Annotated in this window: 25 protein-coding genes; 18 read left to right on the plus strand and 7 right to left on the minus strand. The window is 64.2% G+C overall.

Features of this window, described 5'->3' with window-relative positions; translation table 11 throughout:
• Positions 1-237: 237 nt before the first annotated feature.
• Positions 238-1,221 (plus strand): Bug family tripartite tricarboxylate transporter substrate binding protein, encoded by a 984-nt coding sequence (locus tag IGW04_RS21860; RefSeq protein WP_194715220.1) that lies wholly within the window; start codon positions 238-240, stop codon positions 1,219-1,221.
• Positions 1,222-1,536: 315 nt separating this feature from the next.
• Here IGW04_RS21860 and IGW04_RS21865 read toward each other — a convergent pair whose 3' ends face one another.
• Positions 1,537-1,968 carry a YybH family protein gene (locus IGW04_RS21865; protein ID WP_194715221.1) on the minus strand — a complete coding sequence of 144 codons (432 nt, stop codon included), beginning with the start codon at positions 1,966-1,968 and terminating at the stop codon, positions 1,537-1,539.
• A 475-nt stretch (positions 1,969-2,443) separates the two neighbouring features.
• Here IGW04_RS21865 and IGW04_RS21870 point away from each other — a divergent pair, with 475 nt between their 5' ends.
• Positions 2,444-3,151: a class I SAM-dependent methyltransferase gene (locus IGW04_RS21870; protein ID WP_228527303.1), complete on the plus strand. Its 708-nt coding sequence runs from the start codon at positions 2,444-2,446 to the stop codon at positions 3,149-3,151.
• Positions 3,152-3,718: 567 nt separating this feature from the next.
• On the opposite strand, the gene IGW04_RS21875 is transcribed toward IGW04_RS21870, so the two are convergent.
• Positions 3,719-4,657 (minus strand): LysR substrate-binding domain-containing protein, encoded by a 939-nt coding sequence (locus IGW04_RS21875; RefSeq protein ID WP_228527304.1) that lies wholly within the window; start codon positions 4,655-4,657, stop codon positions 3,719-3,721.
• Positions 4,658-4,794: 137 nt separating this feature from the next.
• Between IGW04_RS21875 and IGW04_RS21880 the strand changes: the two genes are divergently transcribed.
• From IGW04_RS21880 to IGW04_RS21915, 8 genes are all read left to right on the plus strand, one after another.
• Positions 4,795-6,084 carry an MFS transporter gene (locus IGW04_RS21880; protein WP_228527305.1) on the plus strand — a complete coding sequence of 430 codons (1,290 nt, stop codon included), beginning with the start codon at positions 4,795-4,797 and terminating at the stop codon, positions 6,082-6,084.
• 141 nt (positions 6,085-6,225) lie between these two features.
• Positions 6,226-6,582: a four-helix bundle copper-binding protein gene (locus IGW04_RS21885; RefSeq protein WP_228527306.1), complete on the plus strand. Its 357-nt coding sequence runs from the start codon at positions 6,226-6,228 to the stop codon at positions 6,580-6,582.
• A 15-nt stretch (positions 6,583-6,597) separates the two neighbouring features.
• Positions 6,598-6,876: a PsiF family protein gene (locus tag IGW04_RS21890; RefSeq protein ID WP_194715222.1), complete on the plus strand. Its 279-nt coding sequence runs from the start codon at positions 6,598-6,600 to the stop codon at positions 6,874-6,876.
• A 63-nt stretch (positions 6,877-6,939) separates the two neighbouring features.
• Positions 6,940-8,502 carry a phospholipase D family protein gene (locus IGW04_RS21895; protein WP_194715223.1) on the plus strand — a complete coding sequence of 521 codons (1,563 nt, stop codon included), beginning with the start codon at positions 6,940-6,942 and terminating at the stop codon, positions 8,500-8,502.
• Between the two features lie 247 nt (positions 8,503-8,749).
• Complete coding sequence (locus tag IGW04_RS21900) at positions 8,750-9,085, plus strand: hypothetical protein (protein ID WP_228527307.1); 336 nt, start codon at positions 8,750-8,752, stop codon at positions 9,083-9,085.
• Between the two features lie 525 nt (positions 9,086-9,610).
• Complete coding sequence (locus tag IGW04_RS21905; protein WP_194715224.1) at positions 9,611-9,835, plus strand: hypothetical protein; 225 nt, start codon at positions 9,611-9,613, stop codon at positions 9,833-9,835.
• Positions 9,836-9,995: 160 nt separating this feature from the next.
• Positions 9,996-11,294 (plus strand): glycosyltransferase, encoded by a 1,299-nt coding sequence (locus tag IGW04_RS21910; protein ID WP_194715225.1) that lies wholly within the window; start codon positions 9,996-9,998, stop codon positions 11,292-11,294.
• 88 nt (positions 11,295-11,382) lie between these two features.
• On the plus strand, positions 11,383-11,973 hold the full coding sequence (locus IGW04_RS21915) for a flavin reductase family protein (RefSeq protein ID WP_194715226.1): 591 nt from the start codon (positions 11,383-11,385) through the stop codon (positions 11,971-11,973).
• A 21-nt stretch (positions 11,974-11,994) separates the two neighbouring features.
• Here IGW04_RS21915 and gstA read toward each other — a convergent pair whose 3' ends face one another.
• From gstA to IGW04_RS21935, 4 genes are all read right to left on the minus strand, one after another.
• Entirely contained in the window at positions 11,995-12,603 is a 609-nt protein-coding gene (gene gstA, locus IGW04_RS21920; RefSeq protein WP_194715227.1) for a glutathione transferase GstA, read from the minus strand.
• An 86-nt stretch (positions 12,604-12,689) separates the two neighbouring features.
• Positions 12,690-14,066: an MmgE/PrpD family protein gene (locus IGW04_RS21925; RefSeq protein ID WP_194715228.1), complete on the minus strand. Its 1,377-nt coding sequence runs from the start codon at positions 14,064-14,066 to the stop codon at positions 12,690-12,692.
• Between the two features lie 33 nt (positions 14,067-14,099).
• On the minus strand, positions 14,100-15,083 hold the full coding sequence (locus tag IGW04_RS21930) for a Bug family tripartite tricarboxylate transporter substrate binding protein (protein WP_194715229.1): 984 nt from the start codon (positions 15,081-15,083) through the stop codon (positions 14,100-14,102).
• Positions 15,061-15,807, minus strand: a complete 747-nt coding sequence (locus tag IGW04_RS21935; RefSeq protein WP_228527308.1) for a GntR family transcriptional regulator — start codon at positions 15,805-15,807, stop codon at positions 15,061-15,063. The genes IGW04_RS21930 and IGW04_RS21935 overlap by 23 nt, the downstream gene beginning before the upstream one ends.
• 289 nt (positions 15,808-16,096) lie before the next feature.
• On the opposite strand from IGW04_RS21935, the gene IGW04_RS21940 reads away from it, so the two are divergent.
• The 3 genes from IGW04_RS21940 to IGW04_RS21950 all read left to right on the plus strand — a co-directional run bounded on the left by IGW04_RS21940 (position 16,097) and on the right by IGW04_RS21950 (position 19,530).
• Positions 16,097-17,119, plus strand: coding sequence for a Bug family tripartite tricarboxylate transporter substrate binding protein (locus IGW04_RS21940; RefSeq protein ID WP_194715230.1), 1,023 nt, complete (start codon positions 16,097-16,099; stop codon positions 17,117-17,119).
• Between the two features lie 129 nt (positions 17,120-17,248).
• Positions 17,249-18,856: a gamma-glutamyltransferase family protein gene (locus IGW04_RS21945; protein ID WP_228527309.1), complete on the plus strand. Its 1,608-nt coding sequence runs from the start codon at positions 17,249-17,251 to the stop codon at positions 18,854-18,856.
• A gap of 158 nt (positions 18,857-19,014) precedes the next feature.
• Positions 19,015-19,530 (plus strand): DUF1269 domain-containing protein, encoded by a 516-nt coding sequence (locus IGW04_RS21950; protein ID WP_194715231.1) that lies wholly within the window; start codon positions 19,015-19,017, stop codon positions 19,528-19,530.
• 441 nt (positions 19,531-19,971) lie between these two features.
• On the opposite strand, the gene IGW04_RS21955 is transcribed toward IGW04_RS21950, so the two are convergent.
• Positions 19,972-21,225 (minus strand): MFS transporter, encoded by a 1,254-nt coding sequence (locus IGW04_RS21955; protein ID WP_194715232.1) that lies wholly within the window; start codon positions 21,223-21,225, stop codon positions 19,972-19,974.
• 286 nt (positions 21,226-21,511) lie between these two features.
• Here IGW04_RS21955 and IGW04_RS21960 point away from each other — a divergent pair, with 286 nt between their 5' ends.
• The 5 genes from IGW04_RS21960 (at position 21,512) to IGW04_RS21980 (ending at position 26,211) form a co-directional block, all read left to right on the plus strand.
• Complete coding sequence (locus IGW04_RS21960) at positions 21,512-22,510, plus strand: Bug family tripartite tricarboxylate transporter substrate binding protein (protein WP_194715233.1); 999 nt, start codon at positions 21,512-21,514, stop codon at positions 22,508-22,510.
• A 130-nt stretch (positions 22,511-22,640) separates the two neighbouring features.
• On the plus strand, positions 22,641-23,123 hold the full coding sequence (locus IGW04_RS21965) for a tripartite tricarboxylate transporter TctB family protein (protein ID WP_194715234.1): 483 nt from the start codon (positions 22,641-22,643) through the stop codon (positions 23,121-23,123).
• A gap of 30 nt (positions 23,124-23,153) precedes the next feature.
• Entirely contained in the window at positions 23,154-24,671 is a 1,518-nt protein-coding gene (locus IGW04_RS21970) for a tripartite tricarboxylate transporter permease (protein WP_194715235.1), read from the plus strand.
• Positions 24,672-24,692: 21 nt separating this feature from the next.
• The gene (locus tag IGW04_RS21975; RefSeq protein WP_194715236.1) at positions 24,693-25,391 is read left to right on the plus strand and encodes a GntR family transcriptional regulator; all 699 of its coding nucleotides are present in this window, start codon (positions 24,693-24,695) and stop codon (positions 25,389-25,391) included.
• Between the two features lie 43 nt (positions 25,392-25,434).
• Positions 25,435-26,211, plus strand: coding sequence for an enoyl-CoA hydratase/isomerase family protein (locus IGW04_RS21980; protein WP_194715237.1), 777 nt, complete (start codon positions 25,435-25,437; stop codon positions 26,209-26,211).
• Positions 26,212-26,266: the final 55 nt, after the last annotated feature.

Here is a 26,266-nt window from a genome sequence, read left to right on the forward strand (position 1 = left end):
TGCGTATTGGCTACTGCCGACATCATTAATTTGCCGGCCGATTGTGTCGCTACCAATAACGACTACAGCGGAACTGGCTAACGGCTTGAAAGTGCTAGTGTCCACAGGGATCGATCCGGCGCGAAGTGACCATCTGCACATTGTGATCCGCAATCCCCCGCCCGGGCGCCTGTTCAAGCAATGCCAGGAAACGGTGTAGATTCGACTAAAAAAATCATCAAAGAAGGAGACAAAACCATGACTGACTTAAAGCTTTCAAGGCGCACATTCCTAAAGACCTCGTTGGCTGCTACTGCAATCGTTACCGCGCCTTCAATTGTTCGCGCCCAAAGTTTTCCATCGCGGCCAATCAAGTTGATTTGTCCTTGGAGTGCCGGCGGAACTACTGACGTCGTTGTCAGATCCATTGCGGAAAGCGCTTCGAAAATGCTCGGCGGCACAATCGTCGTCGAAAACAAGCCGGGTGGGGGCGGCATATTCGGCGCTGCCGAACTCGCCAATGCCAAGCCGGATGGATATACCTTGGCGCAGCTGCCGATCAGTGTTTTCCGCATACCACATACCCAGAAGGTGGCATTCGATCCGCTGCAGGACATTACCTATGTCGCCTGCCTGACAGGTTATACGTTCGGCATGGTGGTGCAGTCGCAGTCTCCGATCAAGGATTTTGCTGGCCTGATTTCCTATGCTAAGGAAAATCCCGAAAAGTTTACCTATGGCTCCCCGGGCACTACGACTACGCCGCACTTGATCGCAGAACTGTTTTCCCGAAAGGCTGGCGTGAAGATGACCCATGTCCCGTTCAAAGGTGTCGCCGAGGGCATGCAGGCATTGATCGGGGGTCACATAATGGGACATAGCGACTCAACCGGTTGGGGGCCATTTGTCGATCAGGGTCGCGCCCGTCTGCTTGCGACCTATGGCAGCAAGCGAACCAAGCGCTGGCCTGATGTGCCTACCCTCCAGGAGCTCGGCTACCAGACCATGTCCGACTCCCCGTTTGGCATCGGTGCGCCCAAGGGTATGGATCCGGCTTTGACCAAGCGCCTGCATGATGTATTCAAAAAGTCGCTGGAAGACCCACTCGTGCTCGCCACTTTGGAAAAATTCGACCAGCCAGTGATCTATCTCGATACAGAAGGCTATACCAAGTTTGCGCACGATACATTCAAGGCGGAAAAAGAAGCGCTGAGCTTGCTCGGTCTGCTGAAGGTTTCGTAAAAGGCGGCGGAACAGCCGGCATTCTCAAGGCTTGCCTTGATGGCAGCAAGGAGTTGCTGCCAATCCCATGCAGCCGGCTGCGTTGCTCCGTTTTTCGGACATTCCGGCCTGCGCGTTCTGGATGTCGTCCAGGGTAGGGCTGTCCTGCCGCGCCATGGTCAGTTACCCTGGCGTTAAAGTTGGCAATGCGCTTGAAATAGCCGAGCAGACAGAGGTGTAGCACTTGGTGGGTAAGCAGCAGGATGCTTACCCACCACAACCAGTCTTCCCACGGGCAATGCAGACGACCGCTTCGTTACCGAAAGCAGGCGGTTTTTATAAAGGTTGATCGTTGTTCCAGATATCAGCGGCGATGCGCCACTTGCCGTCGGTCCCCCGTCGCCACACCAGCATGTCTTTGCCCTGGATTTTCCTTTCCCCCAGCGTTACGACATAGCGGCTCATCTCGATGGCAGTATCGCCAAGCACCTGCACTTCAATAGGCGTCTTTTCTATATGCGATAGCCCCTGGTTAAAGCGAGCTTGCCAGAATGATTGGATGCCTGGCCGGCCTGTCAGCATGGGAACGTTGAATGGCATGAGCCGGGCGTCGTCAGCATAGACCATGGCAAGGGAAGCCGAATCATGTTTGTTGAACGCATCCCGAAAGGCCGCCATGCCCTGTTGCACGCCTGCGTCCGAACGGTCCATCGATGCACATCCTGACAGAGCAACCAATGCTGCTGACAAGGCGAATTTCTTAAGCATGGCAGGTTTTCTCCACGACGTTGTCCCAGCAAACTGCCGCGACATTGTTTCAAAAGATTGGGATAACGGTAATCTCCCTTATTTCAGCGATTCTGAGAAATCTCAACAACTCTTATACGACATCGCCCGGTGAAATTTACAAAGCGGTCATTCACCAGGATCAGGCCAATGCCTCCAATGGGTCGAACTTGCGAGTTGCAGATAATGCTACAGCCGGCCATTTTCAGTCGGTCGGGTCGACTCTTGTCGTTCGCCGATCCAAATAATTTTTGTACTCTACCTTGTCGATAGTTTCAGTCTATACATCCGGGCGCGGAATTTTGAGCCGGAACAACTATATTGCTGCTCTGCTCTTTATCATGATCTGTAGCCCAGGCTGCGTTTTCTTCATGATGATATTAATCAGTCCTGATTCGGCTTTCTGACCGCATCAGACGCGATAGGTATTTCGTTTTGTCCGACGAGGAAATTGCAAATGAAAATGCAAGGCGAGGATAAAGCATGGTTAGATTACCGAGAAAGGTTTTCCGAAGTCTATGATGAGTCAAACTATTCAAGTCCTTTACAAAAACTTGCTATGCGCGCCAGCCATAGATTGGTCGAAAACGCGTATGCCGAGCAGGATTTTTTCAGCAAGGTAGTAGAAGTCGGAGCCGGTACGGGTGGGCATTTACCCTTCATACGCCATCGATTCAACGAATACGTGCTGACCGATGTTGACCCGAAAACACTTGACGTTGCCAAAAGAAAATTTGCTGCCGGCTACGACAACCGCGTTAAATTCGAGACGCAGACAGGCGATCATCTGGCTTACGCGGATAGTACGGTCGACAGATTAATCGCAGTGCATGTGCTGGAGCATATCCATCAGCCGCATCTTGCGCTGAAAGAATGGTTCAGGGTGCTCAGGCATGGCGGCGTGTTGTCAATTCTTATTCCCACCGATCCTGGCCTGGCATGGCGGTTGGGGCGACGTCTCGGTCCGCGTAAAAACGCAATCAAGCAAGGAATTGCCTATGACTATGTGACGGCGCGGGAGCATGTGAATTCTTGCAACAACCTCATTGCAATCCTGCGCCATTATTTCCAAAAAGCAGAAGAAGCGTGGTGGCCAACCCGAATTCCATCAATTGACATCAATTTGTTTTTCGCTTTCCACACTGTCGTGGATAAAGAAGAGTAATGCCATGCAACTGCCTTCTTGTGTGCCTTTGCCTTGTGCTTTGTTTTTTGAAATAAAAAGATTTTCCGCCGAAACTGGCCTATCTTTTTCCCTGTTGCATTTTGTCGGGTGTCCGAAAGAATGTCGGTCGATCCAGCATGAATTGCTTTGTTTCCTGATTGTCCAGTTGGATAACCCTGCATGACTAATCCGGGTTATGCATTCAAATTCAGCCCTCGAGTGCATAGGTCAGCTTTCGCCATATTGCGAACGTAATGATCCGAACGCTATTATTAAATAAAAAGTAATGAAAATATAAAGCTGTCGGGCGTAATCACGATTGGTGCGTCGAACAGCGGCATAGTCAATCGTCTCTTGCGCTGATTGAAAACCGCAGCTTTTGATGGAAAAAATTTCATCAATTTGCATCGCTGAACAATAAGGAAACGCTGCCGAGTTCTCACTAGACAAAAAGGAATAGGCAGATAGCCCCAATCATTTCCGCTACCGGCATTAATGCTGCAGCCGCTTTGCCCGAAGCGTCCGAAACGCCAAAATTGTCAGGCCGCCGCTCAACAAACCTGCCTATTATTCCCGGACCGCACCCCCAACCTCTCCTTCCCCACCACCCCCCTTCGCCATTTCAAAAAACCCCCGCACCAGTTCCCCACCATCCCCCTCCCGGCAAGCCAGCATCAGCTCCGTCACCGCCCCCGCATCTGCCAACCGCCGATACCGCACCCCCTTCACCCGAATCGCCGAAAACGACTCCGGCAGTATCGAGATCCCGCAGCCTGCCGCCACCAGCCCGATAATCGTCGACCCTTCACCCGCCTGCAGCGCCACCTCCGGCACAAATCCCGCTTCCCGGCACAACTGCAGCACCTGGCGCTGGATGCCAGTGCCCGCGTCCGGCAGGAAGGTCACGAAAGGGTGGCTGGCCAGGTCGCGCACCCGGATCTCCCGCTGCCGCAGCAGCGGATGCGACGCTGGCGCGACCAGCACCAGCGGCTCCTGTCGCAGGCTGGTGATGCGGATGTCGGGCGGGGTTTCGCCGGCCGGCGGACGCAGGAAACCGAGGTCGATGACACGGTCGGTGATGGCTTGCAGCTGGCGCATCGTGGTCATGTCGATCATCGTCAGCGTCACCTGCGGATACTGCTTGCGGTAGGCATTCACCACCCGGTTGAATACGTCGGTCAGCGGCGTGGACGCGGTGAAGCCGATGCGCAATTCGCCCACTTCGCCGCGTTCGGCCCGGCGGGCGGTGGCGCTGGCCTGGTCTGCCAGGGCTAGGATGCGGCGGGCATCGGCCAGGAACAGGCGGCCGGCTTCGGTCAGGCGTACCCAGCGCCGGGTGCGGTCCAGCAGGCGGGCGCCCACTTCTTCCTCCAGCAGACGGATCTGCTGGCTCAGCGGCGGCTGGCCCATGTGCAGCCGCTCGGCGGCGCGGGTGAAATGCAGCTCCTCGGCGACGGCGACGAAGTAACGCAGGTGGCGCAGTTCCATGTCCTGTAAGACCTTCAAAGTATAAATACAGCTAGAAAGATATATTGGACGGTATAACAGCGCAATCCTAAGATGACTGCATTCAACGCCCGCCCGTCATCACCACCAAGGAACACGCCGTGCCGCACTCATCAGGCAGTCCCGCAACGCCAGTCATGCCGGTACCAGATCCGTCTTCGCTCGCTGCCGCCATCCCGATGCCGTCTTTACCCGCGGCCATCCCGGCGCCAGCCCCGTCTTCGTGCGCCGCCGATGCGACGCCGAGGCTGCAACGCGGCACCAGGGCATTCCGCAATGCCAACCGCGCGCTATTCCTCGGCGGCTTTGCCACCTTCGCCCTGGTGTACTGTGTGCAGCCGCTGCTGCCGGTGTTTGCCCGCGAATTCGGCGTGTCGGCGGCGCACAGCAGCTGGTCGCTGTCAGCGTCCACCGCCGCGCTGGCGCTGTCACTGCTCTTGGCCAGCATGGTGTCGGACCGCTACGGCCGCACCGTCACGATGAGTTCGGCGCTGATGGCTTCGGCCTTGTGCGCGATCGCTTGCGCGCTGGTCGGCGATTTCAGCCAGTTGCTGCTGCTGCGGGTGCTGCTGGGCATCGCGGTGGCCGGCATCCCGGCGGTGGCGATGGCCTATCTCAGCGAGGAGTTCGACCCCGGCTCGCTGGGCTATGCGATGGGCCTGTATATCGCCGGCAATGCGCTGGGCGGCATGACGGGCAGGGTAGTGACGGCGCTGCTGGCGGACTACCTGGGCTGGCGCGGCGCGCTGGCCGCGATCGGCGCAGTGGCACTGCTGGTGGCGCTGGAATTCAAGCGCAGCCTGCCGCCGTCGCGCCATTTCCGGCCGCGCGCGGTGCGGCTGGCCTCGCTGGTCAGCGGCGCCGCGGGCCATTTCCAGGACCGTGGCCTGCCGCGCCTGTTCCTGATCGGCTTCCTGCTGGTGGGCGTGTTCGTCAGCGTGTTCAACTACCTCGGCTTCCGCCTGCTCGGGCCGGAATTCGGCCTGAGCCAGTCGGCGGTCAGCCTGGTGTTCTCGCTGTATTTGATGGGCATGTTCAGCTCCGTCTGGATAGGCCGCCTGTCAGACCGGCTGGGCCGGCGCCGCGTGCTCTGGATCGTGGTGCTGACCATGCTGGCCGGCCTGGTGCTGACGCTGTCGCATGCACTCCCGCTGATCGTGCTCGGCGTGGCGATGCTGACCTTCGGCTTCTTCGGCGGTCATTCGGTGGCCAGCAGCTGGGTCGGCCGGCGCGCGCTGGAAAACCGGGCGCTGGCGTCGGCGCTCTATCTGTCCTGCTATTACCTCGGCGCCAGCGTGATCGGCTCGGCGGCGGGCTGGGTCTGGGAAGCCGGCGGCTGGCCGGGCGTGGTGGCCGCGCTCGGCGCATGCCTGGGCCTGACGCTGCTGCTCTCGCTCTCCCTGCGCAAGCTGCCGGCGCTGGCGTGAGCGCGGGGGCTTGCCTGGCGGCAGCCTGGCTTGTCCGCATCTTGGTCGGGTGTGCGATTGGCTTGACAGGGCAGGCAGCGCCGTTAGGCTGGCTTGTCCTGGGCGCAATGCCCGTCACCATCCACGAACTGGGAGACAGCCATGGAACAAACATCGGCGATGTCCGCTGAAATGAAGCAATGCCTGGAAAACTGCCTTGCCTGCCACCGGCTCTGCACCGAAACCGCTGCCCATGTAATGCATGGCAGCCATCCGCACAGCGAAGCCAAGCATCTGGTAGCGCTGCTGGACTGCGCGCAGATCTGCCTGACCCATGCCGACTTCATGGCCCGGCGCTCGCCGCATCACGCCCACCTGGCCGGGGAGTGCGCCGAGATCTGCGCCGCCTGCGCCGCACTGTGCGAGGAGCACGAAGATCCGGACGGCGAAATGCAGCTGTGCGCCCAGGCGTGCCGGCGTTGCGCCGAAAGCTGCTCGCAGATGCACGGCATGGCCTGAAACCGGAGGACAGCCATGAGCAAACTGATCATCATGCTTGCCGCGGCGATGCTGGCCGGCCCGGCGTTTTCCGCTGACCGAGTCGGGCAGCCATCGAAGACGGAGGCGGCGCCGCTGGACGCGCCCCGCGATACCTCGCGTGACTGCAACCGGCAGGCTGCCGACAAGGGCCTGAAGGGCGAGCAGCGCAAGACCTTCCTCAACAGCTGCATGAAGAATGTCGGCAACGCCACCGCGGCGCCGCAGTCGCTGGGCGACCCGAGCAAGCCGGCGCTGGAGACGGCCAAGCCCTGAAGCAGGGCGGAGACGGCAAGGGCGGGGGTATGATGCGCTTACCTCATTTCCCTTGCCGCCAGCATGGCCCGCTTCCCGCATTCACCCTGCCAATGCCTGCGCCGCGTCTTGCTGGCGGCGCTGTCATGCCTGCTGGCGGCCTGCGGCACGCTGCCGCCGCTTGAGCCGCGCAGCCAGTCGCATGCCTATACCGACACCGCCAATACCCGCCTTGGCCGGGTAATCACGCCGCTGGCGGCCGCCTATCCGGGCCAGTCCGGCATCCATCCGCTGCTCGATGCGCGCGACGCCTTCGCCGCGCGGGTGCACCTGGCGCAGACGGCGGAACGCAGCCTGGATGTGCAGTACTACATCTGGCACAAGGACCTCACGGGCACGCTGCTGTTCGACGCGCTGCGCGACGCCGCCGGGCGCGGCGTACGGGTGCGGCTGCTGCTGGACGACAACAACACCAGCGGGCTGGACGCCACGCTGGCGGCGCTCGGCTCCCATCCCAACATCGAGGTCCGGCTGTTCAATCCGCTTGCGGCGCGCAACTGGCGGTGGATCAACTACCTCACAGACTTCCGCCGCGCCAACCGGCGCATGCACAACAAGTCCTTCACCGCCGACAACCAGGTCACCATCATCGGCGGCCGCAATGTGGGCGACGAATACTTCGGCGCCACCAATGGCGTGCTGTTCTCGGACCTCGACGTGATGGCGGTCGGCGCCGTGGTGCAGGCGGTCTCCGACGACTTCGACCTCTACTGGCGCAGCGCCTCGGCCTATCCGGCGCAGCGGCTGCTGGCGCCGGCCGCGCCTGGCGCGCTGTCCACGCTGGCGGCCGAGGCGGCGCAATTGCGGCAGGAAGAGGCGACATCGGCATACATGCAGGCGCTGCGCGCTTCCTCTTTCGTGCAGGAACTGACGACAGCCAGGCTGCCGCTGGAATGGGCTGTGACGCGCATGGTCAGCGACGATCCGGCCAAGGCGCTGGGGCGGGCCGAACCGTCGGCGCTGGTGCCGCAAAAGCTCAAGGCGCTGATTGGCGACCCGGTGTCGCGGGTAAGCCTGGTGTCGCCATATTTCGTGCCATCGGAGAGCGTGGAATTCTTCAGCGAACTGGCCGACCGCGGCGTCGAAGTCGATATCCTCACCAATGCGCTCGAAGCCACCGACGTGGCGGCGGTGCATGCCGGCTATGCCAAGCACCGCGAGCCGCTGCTGGAGGCGGGCGTGAAGCTGTATGAACTGAAGCGCCTGGCGCCGCGCCCGGCCGGCGAGCCCGAGGTGGCGCTGCGCGGCAGTTCATCAGCCACCAGCCTGCATGCCAAGACCTTCTCGGTCGACCGCAGCCGGCTGTTCGTCGGCTCGTTCAATTTCGACCCGCGCTCGGCGCGCCTGAATACCGAGATCGGCTTCGTGATCGACAGCCCGGCGATGGCTGGCCAGCTCGACGATGCCTTTGTCCGGCGCATTCCGGCCAGCGCCTATCAGGTCCAGCTGGGAAAGGACGGCCGCCTGTTCTGGACCGAGCAGCGCGGCGGCCAGACCATCTTCCATGACACCGAGCCGGGCGCCAGCCTGTGGCAGCGCTTCGTCGTCTGGCTGCTGTCGCTGCTGCCGATCGACTCGCTGCTTTGAGTCTGCGCCCCTGCATTGAGAGGGATATGCCGCATCGAAACCCCTGGCAGATTCCTTGCGGTATCTTCGGCCTGCCGCACGTACCAGGCCACTTGGAGGGCAGCACGGCTCTCCCTCAGGTTTGATGTGGCTTAAGCCGGATGCAATTAAGCCATCTCCCGACAAAAAATTGTCAACTATTAAACGTCTGAGCCGTTAATCGCCCTGAGCCGTGGGCTCACCACAAAAAAACCCCAGGAGAATACTCATGATGAAAACGTCCTTCGCCCTGTTTGCCGCCGCCCTGTTTTCCCTGAGCGCCCATGCGCAGACAGCAGCCCCGGCAGCGCCCGCCAAGTCCGGCGCGCCAGCGGCAGTGGTCACCCCGGCCGCATCGAGCTGCGAAGCGCGCGCGGTGTCTTCCAGCGGCAAGCCATTGACCGGCGCCGCCAAGGCTTCCTTCATGAAGAAATGCGAGGGCGGCGGCTCCTCTTCAGCGGCGGCGGCCTGCGAAGCCAAGGCGGTGGGCAAGAACGGCAAGCCGCTGGCGGGCGCGGCCAAAACCTCGTTCATGAAGAAATGCGAGGCGGACGCGGCGAAATAAGCCTCGCACGGCATTCGTCCACGGCCCGCGCCGGTGAACATGCGGCGGCATGATCGCGGCGCGGGACCCGGTCCGGCCGGCTACGCCGCAATCGCGGTAGGCCGGCGCTGGCCTGTTTCCTCGCTTCGCCCAACCCGGTTTGCCTTGCATTACTGTCACCACGCTGTCACCACGGCCGTCCACTGTTCCCGGATCCGAGCCATGTTTCCGCATGAGGCACGGTTTTCCCCTTCCACGGCGCGTGGCTCCGTATTCATGCAGCAACCGCAGAGCGCAGTCCTCGGCTGCTAGCCAGGTGCGCACGCATCCCGCATTTTCGCGCTGAAAAGCCCATAGGCTGATCGCCATCAGCAAACGCATTGCTTATGTACTCCAGGATACAGACAGGGGTTTGGCCCGCGCCTACGATATTTTCTTTGCTCTCCCGGGACATCGCGGGTTGACGGGCCCACGGCTGGCCGGTTCCGCAACGCAGGCCGGAAAGCAAAGGTAATGCTGCATTGACGATCGGAGGCGACAATCAAAATGCATACGCCAATCAATGTGATCAGAAACCGCGCCCAACGCTTTGAATACAAGGGCTGCAGAGTGGAAATCCTCACCGTGAAACGGGGCGTCCGATGGGCATGGTCGTTCATCGTCAACGGTACCAAGGCCAGGGCCAGCAAGGAGACATGCTGGGAAACGCCGGCGCTGGCAGCCGACGCGGCCAAGGCGGAGGCATGCCGCTATATCGACAGGGAAATCTGACGGCCTGAAGGGGTAGTTGACCGACAGGCTTCCTTCCGGCGGCGCCGTGCCGCGGGAAGGCGGGCATGCATGCGCCCGGACAAGCCGGGCCGCGCGCCGGCGCGACAAAATCCTGCACGCAAGGCAAGATACCCGGCCTGAACAGCCTCTGACTGCATGCATGAAACAGCACCATGTCGTGTTCGCCACCGCCGGTTCGCTGGGAGACCTTTATCCCTTTCTCGCCCTTGGGGTGGAGCTGCAGCGGCGCGGCCACCGGGTGAGCATTGCCAGCAGCAGCGAGCACCGCGCCAGGGTGGAAGCCGCCGGCCTGGCCTTCCGCCACATGCGGCCGGACCCGCCCGGCCCGCCCGCTGCGGCTGCCTTCTTCGCACGCTACATGCACCCCAGGACCGGCGCCGAGTTTGTCTACCGTGACTACCTTTCGCCATCCATCCGGGCCAGCCATGCCGACCTGATGTGGGCCACGCGCGATGCCGACCTGCTGGTCAGCCAGTCGCTGATGGCAATGGCCGCGCCGCTGGTGGCGGCCAGCACGGGCCTGCCCTGGATCTCCGCCGTGTTCCAGCCCATGACGCTGTTCTCGCTGCATGACCGTCCCGGCTACTTGCCGGTGCCGCTGCTGCCCGACCTGTGCGAGCGCTATCCCCAGATCCATGCCAGGGTGTTTCATTACGTCCGGAAACATACCCGGCAATGGATCGCGCCGGTGGAGGCGCTGCGCAAGGAACTGTGCATCGCCGGCGAGCCGCATCCGATGTACGAAGGCCAGCATTCGCCGCGCCGGGTGCTGGCCATGTTTTCTCCGCTGCTGGGCGGGCCGCAGCCGGATTGGCCGGCCTCGGCAGTGCAGACCGGCACGGCCATCCATGCCGGCGCCTGGCACGCGCTGCCGCCGGCGCTGCAGGCATTCCTGGCGCGGCGCGACAGGCCGCTGGCGGTGTTTACGCTGTCGTCGGCGCCGGGCTTGCCGGGCGACTTCTATCGCCATGCCCTGGCTGCGGCGGCCGGGCAGGGCATGCGGGCGCTGCTGGTGACCAGCGGCCTGTCGGCATCGGCGCCGCTGCCGTCACCGCTGCCGGACTGGGCGATGCGGGTCGATTACGCGCCGTTCGAGGCGGTGCTGCCGCATGCGGCAGTGATGGTGCATGCCGGCGGCATCGGCACCATGTTCCGGGCGATGCGGGCGGGCGTGCCGCAGATCATCATGCCGCAGGCCCATGACCAGGCGGATAATGCGCGGCGGCTGGCGGTGCTGGGCGCGGCCCGCGTGATTCCGGCCAGGCGCTTCGGCAAGGCCGTGCTTGGACGGGCGCTGCGGGCGGCGCTTTCCGACGAAGGCATGCGCCGGGATGCGGGCAGGCTGGCTGCACGGGCGCGCCAGGAAAATGGCGTGGCGCGCGGCTGCGACGAGATCGAACTGCAGCTTCAGGGGCGTGCCGTCGCGCAGCCGCAATGAACGATAGGGAATGCCAGGCGGGCGCGATCCGGCATGCAGCCTGACCGCGACCCACGGACGACGAATCACAAGGAAGGCAAGGAAATCAATGACTGCAACGACCACATCCATTGCGCCGGTGGACCTGTCCAAGGCCTACCGCCTGATCAACCATGGTCCCACCGTGCTGGTATCTGCCCGGCATGACGGCGTGGACAATGTGATGGCCGCGGCATGGGCCTGCGCGCTGGACTTCACGCCGCCCAAGCTGACCGTGGTGCTGGACAAGGCCACCAAGACCCGCGAACTGATCGAGCGCAGCGGCGTCTTCGTGATCCAGGTGCCGACAGTGGCGCAGCTGAAGCTCACCCAGCAGCTGGGCAGCCGCAGCCTGTCCGATGACCCCGGCAAGCTGCGGCATGCCGGCGCTGAACTGTTCGCCATGGAAGGATACGACCTGCCTTTCGTCGCCGGCTGCTCGGCCTGGCTGGCATGCAGGCTGATCCCCGAGCCGCACAACCAGCAGGCCTATGACCTGTTCATCGGCGAAGTCGTCGGCGCCTGGGCCGATACCCGTGCGTTCGTGAATGGCCGCTGGCGCTTCGAAAACGCCAGCCCGGAATGGCGCAGCCTGCATCATGTCGCCGGCGGCCATTTCTATGCCACAGGCGAGCCGCTGTCGGCTGCCGACGAGGAGTGAGCGGGCCGGCCCTGACCACAATTACTTGACCAGGCCTTCGGCCTTCAGCGTTTCCTGCACCTGGGGACGGGCGCCGACGCGGCCCATGTAGGCCTGGATGTTGGGCCACTTCGCCAGGTCGATCTTGTGGATGCTGGTCCAGTTCAGCACCGTGAACAGGTAGGCGTCGGCGGCGCTGAAGCCGTCGCCGGCGATGAAGTCCTTGCCGGCCAACATCTTCTCCAGGCTGTCGAGGCGGCGCGCGATGGTGGCGAGCTGGACTTCCTTCATCTCCGGCGTCAGCTTCGGATTGAACAGCGCGCCGATCTGCTTGTGGACCTCGGTCGATGCGAAGTTGAGCGCGGCCATCTGCTCATAGCGCTCGAAGGCGCCGAACGGCGGCACCAGCTTCGACGCCGGCGCCTGGTCGGCCAGGTACTGGCAGATCACGCCGACCTCGGTCAGCACGCGGCCATCGTCCAACTGCAGTGCCGGCACATAGCCCTTGGGATTGATCTGCCAGAAGTCGTCGCCGTCCTCGGTCTTCTTGTTCGGGATGTCGACCTTGACCAGGTCGACCGGAATGCCAGCCTCGCGTGCCACGATATGCGGCGCCATCGAACAGGCGCCCGGCGAGTAAAAGAGTTTCATCACGTTTCCCTGAAATGATTGAATGGGCGGTCATGCTAGCAGAGTCGCTACACGGCTGCCCATCCACCCATTCACAGCAGAACCGGTCAGGCCGGACGCGCCGCCTTCAGCAGTTCCTGCGCATCGGCGCAGTCGGCCAGCCGCATCGCCACCGCGAATGCCTGCTCGGCCTGCTGCTGGCCGATCACGGGCGCGCTCTGGTCGACGAACTTGGCCTTCAGCTGTTCATCGCTCATCGGCCGCTCGACGCTGCCGATCGCATGCTCGACGAACACATGCAGGGTGCGGCCGTCGGTGGTTTCGATGGTGAGGTCGGCCGAGGCTTCGTCGATGCTGTCGTCGACGATGGCTTCCACCTTCGAGCGCAGCGCCACCACGTCGGGTCGGTTCACGATCTCGTCGGCATATTCATGCTCGCCGGCGCGGCCGAAGATCAGGCCTGCGGCGCAGGAATGATAGACGCTGAACTTGGCCTGCAGGCCGTCGGCCGGCGTTTTCTTGCCGGTCAGTTCCAGCACCAGCGAATGCACCTTCAGCGTGACTTTCGCGATCTGCTCGGGCTTCAGGTCATGCTGGTTGCGCAGCTGCACGCAGCCGTCGATGCTGGGATGGATCACGATGCCGCAGGCGAAGGGCTTGTAGGTGTTGAGCGCGATTTCCCAGGTCTCGCCGAGGCGTTCGGTGATCTCGCTCCAGTCGGTCTTGTCCGAGAACACCTGCATCAGGCCGCGCGGCGCTTCCAGCGCCCGCTTCGACGCGGTATAGCCATGCTTGGCCATCAGCGCCGCCATCAGGCCGGCCTTGGCCGCGCCGCCCGGATGGAAGGGCTTGGTCATGGTGCCGAACTGCTCGCGCAGGCCGATCGGCTGCGAGGCCGCGATGCCCAGCGCCATCTGGGTGCGCTCCGCGTCCAGGCCCAGCAGGCGCGAACAGGCGGCGGCGCTGCCCAGCATGCCGGTCGAGCCGGTGATGTGCCAGCCGCGGTCATAGTGGTTGGGATAGACCGCGTTGCCGACCCGGCACGACACCTCGATGCCCAGCACCAGCGCGTCCAGCATCGCGCGGCCGGTGGCGCCGATGTGCTCGCCCAGCGCCAGCACCGCGGAAGCCACCGGGCCGGCCGGGTGGATGATGGTCTTCAGGTGGGTGTCGTCGAAGTCGAAGGTATGCGAGCTGATGCCGTTGAGCATGGCGGCATTGGCCATGTCCACTTTTTCGGCGCGGCCCAGCAGCGAGGCCTGCGGCGCCGGCGAGAGTTCATTGACCGCGGCCAGCGCTGCCTGCATGGTTTCATGCCCGGACGGGCCGATCGCGCAGCCGACCCAGTTGGCAAAGGTGCGATGCGCCTCGCGCTCGACCTGGTCGTCCCAGCCCCTGGACGGATGGTTGACGACGAATTTCGCCAGCATTTCGGTGATTGCAGGCGCGTTGTGATCGGCCTTGACGGTGGTGTTGCGTGCCATGTGTTGCTTTCTTGATTGATTGGATTGAAACGGTTATTCGATATCGAGCTTGCGGACCTTGACCAGCTCAGACCATTTGGCGATGTCCTTCCTGATGTAGTCGCCGAACTGGTCAGGCGTCATCGGCATCGTCTCCAGCGCCTCGCCGGAGAGCTTTTCCTTCAGGTCGGGCATGGCCAGCTGCTTGTTGATCTCGGTGTTGAGTTTTGCCACGATGGGCTGCGGCATGCCGGCCGGGCCGACGATGCCATACCACTGCACGCCGTCGAAGCCCTTGTAGCCCAGCTCTTCCATGGTGGGCACGTCCGGCAGCAGGCGGTGGCGGCTGGTGCCGGTGACGGCCAGCGGCTTCAACTTGCCGCCCTTGATGTGCGGCAGCGCCGCCGCCAGGCCGGGGAACATCGCCTGGGTCTGGCCGCCCAGCACATCCATGATGGCCGGGCCGATGCCGCGATACGGCGCATGCACCATGAAGGTCTTGGTGTTCTCCTTGAACTGCTCCATCGCCAGGTGGGTCAGGGTGCCGGGTCCGGCGCTGCCGTAGCTGGCCTTGCCGGGATTGGCCTTGAGGTAAGTCACCAGATCGGCCACCGACTTCACCGGCAGGTTGGGCGTGACCACCAGCACATTCGGCGTGCCGCCCACCATCGCGATGGGCGTAAAGCCGTTGATGGCGTCGTAGGGCACCTTGCGCACCGCCGGATTGGTGCCGTGGGTGCCGACATAGCCCAGCATCAGCGTGTAGCCGTCGGGCGCGGCGCGGGTCACGTTCTGCGACGCGATCACGCCGCCGCCGCCGCTCTGGTTTTCCACGATGAAGCTCTGGCCGAAGGGCTTGGTCAGGCGGTCGGCGATGGTCCTGGCCACCAGGTCCACGCCGCCGCCCGGCGCCACCGGTGCGACGATCTTCACCGGCCTGCTGGGCCAGGCATCCTGCGCCAGCGCCCAGTGCGGCGCGGCCAGCGCGCCGATGCCCAGCGTCAGCGCGAGTGTTTCAAGGACTTGTCTTCTCTTCATGATTGTCTCCTTCGAATAGTATTTTCTGGAGCCGCTCTCCGGCGGCTTTCACGTGGCTGGCCATCAGCGCTTCGCAGATGTCGGCCCGCTTGTTCTTGATGGCATCGACGATCGCGTGATGCTCTTTGATGGAATTGAGGATGCCGACGTCGGTCGACAAATTGCGCAGCCGCGCCATGTGCAGCTTCTGCACCACGCCGCGATAGATGCCGCAGATTTCCTGGTTGCCGCTGGCATGGACGATGTCCCAGTGGAAGTGCAGGTTGGCTTCGTAATAGGCCATCACATCCCTGGCCTGCACCGCGGCGTCCATGGCCGCCAGCCGCTGTTCCAGCAAAGCCAGCAGCGCCGGGTCGGCATTGGCCGCGGCCTCGCGGCCGGCAAAGGCGTCCAGCACCGAACGCAGCTGGTACAGGTCGCGGGTCTCGCGGTCGGACAGCTGGCGCACCAGCACGCCGGCATGCTTTTTCGACTCCACCAGCCCCATGTGTTCCAGGTCGCGCAGCGCCTCGCGCACCGGCACCCGCGACACGCCCAGGCGCGAGGCGATGGTGGGCTCGGTGATCCGTTCGCCCGGGCGGAATTCGCCGCGCAGGATGGATGCCAGGATCTCGTCGCGCACCAGATGCGCCAGCGGCACGTCGCGCACCTGCGACAGCAGGTTGCCGGCGGGGCTTGCTTCGGTCCAGGGCATGGTCAGGGGCATGGCGGCTTGGCTGGTCATCAATTTCGTAGATCGTATACGATGTACGAATATCGCACAACATGACCATGGGCAAAATTTGCGAAAAAGCTTGTTGCCCTGGAATGCAGGCAGTGGTTCACTGTGGTGCGTGTTCGGCCATGGAACGGGCGGCGCAAGGCTTTCCGCCCGCTAATGGACCATGCGCATGGCACTGCGCCCATTGCACTGCAACTCAGGCACGAAAGCTGCATGTAGGAAATTTCCTGCTACGGTAGCGCCGTATCAAGCGACTTCCTTTTTCAAACGACCAACCGCTCAAGGCATACACATGAATTTGAACGCAAGTGTCTTTCCCGCCGTCCGCAAGCCGTTTCATCGCTTCTCCCGCATCCTGGGTGCAGGCATGCTGGCCATCACCGCTGGCGTCATGCTGGCTGCGCCGGCGCATGCCGCCTATCCCGACAAGCCGGTGCACCTGCTGCTGTCCTTCCCGCCGGCCGGCGCCACCGACGTGCTGGCGCGGGCCATCGGCCAGAAGATGTCGGAGGCGCTCGGCCAGAGCGTCATCGTCGAGAACCGGCCTGGCGCCGGCGGCAACATCGGCCTGATCGCCGCGGCCCGCGCGCCGGCGGACGGCTACACCATCTACCTGGGCGCGGTCACCAATGCCGCCATCGCCGCTGCGGCCTATTCGGCGCAGCCGGCCCACCTGCTGCGCGACTTCGTGCCGGTGGCGGGCGTGGGCACGGTGCCACACATGCTGGTGGTGCCGCTGTCGACCCCGGCCCAGAATGTGAGCGAGCTGATCAGCTACCTGAAGGCGGCGCCCGGCAAGTACAACTTCGCGTCGCAGGGGCCGGGCACGCTGTCGCACCTGGAGTCGGAGCTGTTCAAGATCAAGACCGGCGTGGACGTGCTGCATGTGCCGTACAAGGGCAGCTCGCAGGCCCTGCCGGACCTGATCGCCGGCAGCTCGGCAATGATGTTCGACAGCATCCCGGCCTCGATGCCGCATGTGAAGGCAGGCAAGCTCAAGGTGCTGGCGGTGGCTTCCGGCAAGCGGGTATCGTCGCTGCCGGATGTGCCGACCGTGCAGGAAGCCGGCGTGCCTGGCTTCGAGGCCAACAACCTGTTCGGCTTCGTGGTGCCCAAAGGCACGCCGGCGCCGGCCGTCAAGGCGCTGTCGGCCGCGATCCAGAGCGCGGTGGCCGCGCCCGGCGTGCGCGAGGCGATGGAGGCGCAGGGCGTCGAGCTGAAATTCACCCCCGCCCCGGAATTCGGCAAGATGATGGAGCAGGAATTCAGCACCTGGGGCAAGGTGGTGGAAACCGCCAGGGTCAAGCTCGACTGAGCCTGCGCTGTCAATTTGGCCGGGGCGATTGCCGACTTGGGCGCGGGCCGCTATGCTGGCCGGCCCACGGCGCAGGCGGCCTGCAGTTAAAGCTGCCGCACCAGCCCAACCAACAAGATGGAGGAAGACATGCAGAACAACCTGGCGGCATCGCTGCTCGATTATCCCTATACCTCGCAGCGCATGCCCCTGCTGGCGGCCAACGTGGTCAGCACCTCGCAGCCGCTGGCCGCTTCCGCCGGCCTGCAGATGTTTGCGCGCGGCGGCAACGCGGTGGACGCCGCCCTTGCCACCGCCATCGCGCTGACCGTGGTCGAGCCCTGCATGAACGGCATCGGCGGCGATGCCTTCGCCATCCTGTGGGACGGCAGCCGCATCCACGGCCTGAATGCTTCCGGCCGGGCGCCGGCCGCATGGACGCCCGACTATTTCGCCGGCCGCGACAGCATGCCGATGCGCGGCTGGGACGCCGTCACCGTGCCGGGCACGGTATCGGCCTGGCGCGCGCTGTCGGACAAGTTCGGCAAGCTGCCCTTCGCCGACCTGTTCGAGCCGGCCCTGCGCTATGCCCGCAACGGCTACCTGGTCTCGCCCACGGTGCACAGGCAATGGCAGGCCCAGGTGGCCGACATGCTGCCCCAGCCCGGCTACCGGGAAGCCTTCGCGCCGCAGGGCAGGGCGCCGCTGCCGGGCGAGCGCTTCATCTGCCCCGGCCAGGCGCGCACGCTGGAGCGCATCGCCGCCAGCAAGGGCGACGACTTCTATCATGGCGAGCTGGCGGCGGCGATTGCAGCGCATGCCAGGAACACCGGCGGCGCGCTCACCGAAGCCGACCTCGCGGCGCACCGCGCCGACTGGGTCGACCCGATCGGCATGCGCTACCGCGACCTCGAACTGCTGGAAATCGGCCCGAACGGGCAGGGCATCGGCGCGCTGATGGCGCTGGGCATGCTGGAACACTTCGACATGCAGGCCACGGGCCTGGACACCGCCGCCACCGTCCACCTGCAGCTGGAAGCCATGAAGCTGGCCTTTGCCGACATGGCCGAGTACGTGGCCGACCCGGATGCCATGAAAACCGTGACCGCCAGCCATCTGCTGGACCGCGACTACCTGAAGCGCCGGGCACAGCTGATCGACCCGCAGCGCGCAGCGCCGGCCCGCGCCGGCAACCCGCATTCCGGCGGCACCGTGTATCTCACGGCGGCCGACGAGAATGGCATGATGATTTCGCTGATCCAGTCCAACTTCAAGGGCTTCGGCTCGGGCGTGGTGGTGCCCGACACCGGCATCGCCCTGCACAACCGCGGCTGGGGCTTTACCCTGAAGGACGGCCATCCGAACCAGGTGGCGCCCGGCAAGCGGCCTTTCCACACCATCATTCCGGGTTTCCTGATGCGCGGCGGCGCGCCGCTGGCCAGCTTCGGCGTGATGGGCGGCTCCATGCAGGCCCAGGGCCATCTGCAGATGACCGCGCGCTTCGCCGACCACGGCCAGAACCCACAGGCCGCCAGCGATGCGCCGCGCTGGCGGGTGATGGACGACAACACCACCATCGCGGTGGAATGGAATTTCCCGCCCGAGGCGATCGAGGGACTGCGCCAGCGCGGCCACACGGTCAAGGTAGCGCCGCGCTTCGACACCGAGTTCGGCTGCGCCCAGGTGGCCATGCGCACCGACGGCGGTTACGTGGCGGCATCGGACCACCGCAAGGACGGCTATCCGGTCGGCATGTAGCTTTCGCGCGAGCGATCAGCCGGAAAAAGCACCGAAAGATTCCGGGACTTTTCCGGCGCGCTTCCTATACTGGTCTTACGCATTTAGCGTCAACGGCCTGCGCCGCCCAAGGCAGCCCGCCCTGGCTCAGGCACAGGCCAGATGCGAAGGAGACCATCATGAGACATCGCCTGTACTACCTGCTGCCCGACCTTCCCGCCGCCCGCGCCACGATGAACGACCTTTTGCTGGCGCGCATCGAGGCCAGGCATATCCGCTTCCTGACCGGCGGCCAGCCGCTGCCGCCGGACCTTCCCGGCGCCAGCCTGATGCAGAGAACCGACGTCGTGCGCGGCGCCGAGATGGGCATGGCCCTGGGCGCCGCCCTTGGGCTCCTGGCCGGCGTCGGCCTGCTCTACTACTTCAACATCGACGGCGCCGGCATAAAAGCCGCGTTCATGGTCGCCGCAACGCTGGCCGGCGTCCTGTTCGGCGCCTGGGCATCCAGCATGCAGGGCGCTTCCCTGCCCAACTCGCGCCTGGCCGCCTTCGACGATGAGTTGCAGAAGGGCAGTATCCTGCTGATGGTGGACGTGCCTTCCGGCCGGGTCGACGAACTGGAAACCCTGCTTGCACAGCGGCATCCGGAAATGCATTTCCGCGGCGAGGAGGCGCATATACCGACGTTCCCGTAATGCTTGCGCCTGTCGTGTTGGCGGCATCCATCGGAACAGCATGATGGATGCCGCCATATTTCTTTAGCAAGCGTAGCCTGGGTTGAGCGCAAGCGAAACCCGGGAACTGACCGTTCGCTAATGCGAAGACGCATCTCGCCGCGCCGCCGGGCTCTGCTCCGGATAGAAAGTGAAAGACGGATCTGCGCTGGCGCAGGCGGCGTGATGGCATGGCACGCGCATCGAGCATGCCATGATGCGTTCGCCGGCAGGTTATACCAAACCCAACCCATAACGTCCCATGACACCGGGTCTTTTTCCGCCTGGCCGCGTTGGGATCGTCGTCAATGCTGGGAGATTGACTCCTCGCCCGTCTTGCCAGACGAAAAAATCCATCGGTTTCATCCGGGACGTTATGGATTGGGATTGGTATCAGAGCACCCTGTCCTGGTGCCGACCGGACTATGCCTGCGCGGCCGGCGCCGGCCGCGCCAGGCTCCAGCCTTTCCCCGGCAGGCTGATCGACACCCCGGCGGCGATCAGCAGCAGCACGCCGGCGCTGCCGAAGGCGGGCCAGTGGCTGGCGAAGCGTTCGAAGCCCCAGCCGCCCAGCCAGGTGCTGAGCATGGCGCCAACCTGGTGCCCGAGGTAGGCCATGCCGTACATCAGGCCGACCAGGCGCACGCCGTAGACGTCGGCCAGGATGGCGGAGGAACTGGCGATGCTGCCGGCCCATACCAGGCCGCCGATGGCCGCGGCGATGTACAACTCCCAGTGCGTACCGACCACTAGCAGCGCGAAGAAGCCCAGCCCGCGGATCAGGTAGATGGTGCCAAGGATGTTCCTGCGCGGCAGCCGGTCCGACAGCCGGCCCAGCACCAGCGTGCCGAAGATGGCGACCAGGCCGATGATGCCCACGCCCATGGAACTGGTCATCGCGTCGTAGCCATGGTCCATCAGCATCGGCACGCCGTGGGTGCCCAGGAGGTTCATGCTGAAGCCACAGGCAAACAGGCCGAGCACGATCTTCCAGAACGGCGATGTCCAGATCGCCTCGCGAAAGCGCAGTGTCTCCGGGCTGGCCGCGCCCGCCATCTGGCGCTGGCGGATCTGCTCGGGCAGCAGGTCGGTGCCGGGCGGCGCTTCCTCGCGGATTACGAACAGCGCGGCTGGCACCGTCACCAGCGTGAAAGCGGCGGCAAAGCCCAGCAGGGTGGCCTGCCAGCCAGCCCGGTCGATGAAGAAGGTCAGCAACGGCGTCATCAGCGCCATGCCGGCCATGGAGCCGGTGGACAGGAAGAACAGGGCCATGCCGCGCTGCCGGGTGAACCAGCGGCTGATCACGGGCGTGAGCGCCACCGGGCTGGTGAAGCCGAGGCCAACCGACAGCAGCACGCCGAAGGAGAGCAGGAAGCCGACCGGCCCGCGCGCCATGACTGTCCAGACTGAAGACCCGATCACGATGACGGTGCCGATCAGCAGCACCGCGCGGGTGCCGATGCGGCCCACCAGATAGCCGGCCACAGGCATGGCCAGGCCGTAGCACAGCATGCCGATGGCGATGATGCCGGCCAGCAGGCTGCGGGAAAATCCCAGGTCCTGCGACATCGGCAGGAAGAACGGCCCGATGCCCAGCCGCATGCCGACGGTCAGCAGGGTGAGCAGGGTGGCGGCGGCGACGATGTTCCAGCCGAAGTACCAGCGTTGTTGAGTCATGGCGTAAGGAAGAAGGCGCGGACGCCCGGGAGCGTCCTGTTTAAATAAGGCAAGTTAATGCACGAACCGTTCGATATTAGCAATGAATGGCGTTGGCGGCGTGCTTCTTTCTTTCATGCGGTGCCGCTGTGCCTGCAGCGACCTTGAGTTGCTTTCTTCGTGGAACACATAATTCATAATTTTGAATACAAAATGTAATAGACATTATGCAGAATGTTCGGCAAGATCACGTCCAGACGCCGCTCGACCAAGAAGCGGCCTGCCCTGATAAAAACATGGAGACTGCATGAAAACCTTTTTGCTGACGGCCGCGGCCGTCGTCTGCGCTTCGTCCGTTCCAGCCATCGCCAATGCGGCGGACTGGCAGCCCACCCGCCCGATCGAATTCATCGCCTCGGCCGGCGCCGGCGGCGGCACCGATGTGTTTGCCCGCACCGTGCAGTCGGCCATCAACAAGAACAAGCTGCTGTCGCAGCCTGTCATCGTCAGCAACAAGGGCGGAGGCAGCGGCGCCGAAGCCTTCGTCCATGCCAAGACCAATGCCAAGGATCCGTACAAGGTCTACTTCGGCACCCAGGACGTGTACCTGCTGCCGATCGGCTCCAAGCTGTCGTATGCGCCTTCCGACCTGACGCCGGTGATCTCGATGCTGTTCGATCCCTTCCTTCTGTGGGTCAATCCGGAGTCGGGCATCACCGACGTGGCCAGCTTCATCGAAAAGGGCCGTGCCAGCCCGAACGGCTTCAAGGCCGGCGGCGCCAAGGCCAAGGAAGCCGACGAAACCCTGGTCTCGCTGATCAAGGGCGCCACCGGCATCAATGTGCGCTATGTGCCATACAAGAGCGGCAGCGAAGTGGCTGGCCAGCTGGCCGGCAAGCATTTGGACTTCAATGTCAACAACCCGGCCGAGAGCATGGAGCAATGGCGCGCCGGCGCGCAGCGTCCGCTGTGCGTGTTCAGCGCCAGGCGCATGCCGGGCAAGGCGGTGGTGGGCGAGGGCAAGTCCTGGGCCGATATCCCGACCTGCAAGGAAGCCGGCCTGAACGTGCGTCCGTTCGAGCAGCCGCGCACCATCTGGCTGGCCGCCAACATGGAACCGGGCGTGGTCGAGTTCTACAAGGAGCTGTTCCGCAAGGTGACCCAGACGCCGGAATGGAAATCCTATGTCGAGCGTTCGGTGGTGATCCCGACCGTGATGGCCGACGCCGAGCTGCGCTCCTTCATCGCCAACGACAAGACCGGCTACGAAGAGATCTTCAGCCGCAACGGCTGGTCGTCGCATTAGGCCGCATTAATTTGCATTAAGCACGACTAAGCGCCATGCGGTGCGCGCCCCGGCCGCTGGCGGCGGCGCGCACCGGCACCGCCCGACACTGACACGCAGCATCGAGTCTGCCCAACCGCACGAGGTTCATATGTTCAATACGCGCTTTGCCATGGAAGCGGCGACCGCGCTGTTTACGGCCCTGCTGGGCCTGGTCATCTGCGTCGGCTCGGCCAGGCACGGCATTTCCTGGAACGAGCAGGGGCCGGAAGCCGGCTTCTTTCCGTTCTATATCGGCTGCATGGTGCTGATCGGCAGCGCGGTCAACCTGGCGCAGGCCGTGCTGGCCCGGCGCCGGCTGACCGGCCATTTCATCGACTCCGGCCGGGTGCGCGACGTGGCTGCCTTCTTCGTCGCCATCATCGTGTTCGCGGTGCTGGTGAGCCTGCTCGGGCTGTACGTGGGCATTGCGCTGTACCTGCCGGCCGTCACGCTCTGGAAAGCCAGGCTGCGCCCGGCGCGCGCGGCGCTGCTGGGGCTGGGCGCGGCGCTGTTCTTCTATGCCTGCTTCGAATATGCATTCAAGCTGCCGCTGCCCAAGGGGCCGCTGCTGAACCTGTTCGGCCTCTATTGATGCGCCCGGCCAGGCAAGGGAAAGGAAATCATGGGTAATTTTCAATCGCTGATGGATGGCTTCAGTGTCGCGCTGACCTATCAGCATGTGTTCATCATGGTGGCCGGCGTGCTGCTGGGCCTGGTGGTGGGCGTGCTGCCCGGCCTGGGCGCGCCCAACGGCGTGTCGCTGCTGCTGCCGCTGACTTTCACGATGGACCCGGTGTCGGCCATCATCCTGCTCACCAGCATGTACTGGGGCGCGCTGTTCGGCGGCTCCACCACCTCCATCCTGTTCAACATTCCCGGCGAGCCGTCGTCGGTGGCCACCACCTTCGACGGTTATCCGATGGCGCAGAGCGGCCAGGCAGGACGGGCGCTGACGCTGGCCTTCGCCTCGGCCGGCTTCGGCGCGCTGGCCGGCGTGCTGGTGATCACGCTGCTGTCGGGCTGGATGGCCGGCTTTGCGATGAAGTTCGGGCCGGCGGAATTCTTCGCGGTCTATTTCATTGCGTTTGCCGGCTTCATCGGCATGTCCAGCGGCGCGCCGTTCAAGACCGTGGTGTCGATGGGCCTGGGCTTTGCGCTGGCCGCGGTCGGCATGGACACCGTCTCCGGCGCTTCGCGCCTGACCTTCGAGTTCGACAACCTGATCGGCGGCATCAGCTTCCTGATCGCGGTGATCGGCCTGTTCGGCTTCGGCGAGCTGCTGCTGACCATCGAGGAAGGCGCCCGCTTCCAGGGCGTGCGCGCCAAACTGCGGCTGCGCGACATCATGGCCACGCTGGTGGAGCTGCCGCGCTACTGGAAGGACCTGCTGCGCAGCAGCGCGATCGGCTGCTGGATGGGCATCACGCCCGGCGGCCCGACCGCGGCGTCCTTCATGAGCTACGGCATTGCGCGCCGCATGGCCGGCAACCGCGACAGCTTCGGCAAGGGCGCGCCGCAGGGCATCGTGTCGCCGGAAACCGCCGACCATTCGGCCGGCTCGTGCGCGCTGCTGCCGATGCTGGCGCTGGGCATACCCGGCTCGGCCACGGCGGCGGTGATGATGGGCGGCCTGATGATCTGGGGCCTGTCGCCGGGGCCGATGCTGTTCGTCGAGCGGCCCGACTTCGTCTGGGGCCTGATCGCCAGCATGTACATGGGCAACGTGATCGCCGTGGTGCTGGTGCTGGCAACGGTGCCGTTCTTTGCCGCGATGCTGCGCATCCCGTTCAACATCATCGGACCCATCATCGTGGTGGTCTGCCTCACCGGCGCGCTGACGGTGGCCAACAAGGAATTCGACATCTACATGGCGCTGGCCTTCGGCGTGATCGGCTATGTGTTCAAGAAGCTCGACTATCCGCTCGCGCCGCTGGTGCTGGCCATGGTGCTGGGCGACAAGGCCGAGGATGCCTTCCGCCAGGCGATGATCGCGTCCGACGGCTCGATGTCGGTGTTCTGGTCCAATTCGCTGGTGACCACGATGATGCTGGTCGGCCTGGTCCTCTTGAGCCTGCCGCTGCTGGGGCTGCTGCGGCGGCGCAGGGCGGCGCCGGCGCCCATGGTCGAACAGTCTGCGTGAAGAGAGAGCGAGGAGAACGCAATGGACAATGAACTGGCATCGCAGCGCATCGTGCGCAGCAGCCTGCACGACACCCTGGTCAGCCATCTGCGCGACCTGATCATGCGCGGCGACCTGCGGCCCGGCGACAAGCTGCCCGAACAGAAACTGTGCGAGCGCTTCGGCGTGTCGCGCACCCCGATGCGGGAAGCGGTCAAGGTGCTGGCGGCGGAAGGCGTGCTGAAGCTGGTGATCAACCGCGGCGCGGTGGTGGCCGAGACCACGCCGCGGGAAATCGAGGAACTGTTTCCGATCATGGCGGCGCTGGAAGCGGTGGCCGGCGAGCAGGCCTGCAGGAACGCCACCCCGGCCCAGGTGGCGCGGCTGCGCGAGCTGCATACGCAGATGGTGGCGCATTACGAAGCGGGGCAGGAGTCGGCCTACCTGCAGAACAACCGGCTGATCCATGAGGCGATCCTGGAGATGACCGGCAATGCCACGCTGATCGGCATGTACCACCAGCTGCTGACCCGCATTCACTGCATCCGCTTCATCGCCGGCAAGACCGAAGAGCAGTGGAAGAAGGCGCTCGAAGAGCATGAGCAGATCGTCGCCGCCCTGGAACAGCGCGACGGCAAGCTGCTGGGCGAACTGCTGCGGGCGCACGTGCTCGACACCACGGTGCGCATCACCACCGACTACATCAACCGCACACCGCCGGCGCAGCGGGACGTGGCCTGAGCGCCACCGACAAGCCCCGAAAAGACCAAAGGAAAACCCAACCATGAGCACCGGACAAGTCCACCTCAGCATCAACGACGGCGTGGCCGCCATCCTGATCGACCGGCCAGCGGCACGCAATGCGATGACCTGGAACATGTATGAACAGCTGGCGGCGCATTGCCGGCAGATCAGCGCCGATCCGTCGGTCCGCGTCGCCACGCTGCGCGGCGCGGGCGGCGAGGCCTTCGTCGCCGGTACCGACATCGAGCAGTTCCTGGCCTTCAAGGGCGGCGAGGACGGCATCGATTACGAGAAGAAGATCGATGCAATGATCGAAGCCATCGAGCGCCTGCCCATGCCCACCGTGGCCATCGTCGAGGGCTGGGCCATCGGCGGCGGGCTGGCCATCTCGGCCGCCTGCGACTTCCGCGTGGCCACGCCCAATGCCTCGTTCGGCGTGCCGATCGCGAGGACCCTCGGCAACTGCCTGTCGATGGCCAACTATGCGCGGGTGGTGGCGTCCTTCGGCGCGCCACGCGCGCGCCGCATGCTGCTGCTGGCAGATACGGTGGGCGCGCAGGAAGCGCTGGACTGCGGCTTCCTGACCGAGATCGCCGAGCCGGCCGAGCTGGAAGCGAAGGCGGCGGCGCTGTGCGGCCGCCTGCTGAAGAATGCGCCGGTCACGATGCGCGCCTCCAAGGAAGCGATCCGGCGCATCGTCGCCGCCGGCCTGCCCGATGGCGACGACCTGGTTCGCCTGTGCTACGGCAGCAGCGACTTCCGGGCCGGCGTGGAAGCCTTCATGAACAAGAGCAAGCCGGTCTGGACCGGCGCCTGAAGCAGCAGGCACAAGCAGGCGCGAACAGACACAAGCGGCGTCACGCCGCAATCGA

The sequence above is a fragment of the Noviherbaspirillum soli genome (genome assembly GCF_015352955.1).
Lineage (GTDB): Bacteria > Pseudomonadota > Gammaproteobacteria > Burkholderiales > Burkholderiaceae_D > Noviherbaspirillum_A > Noviherbaspirillum_A soli.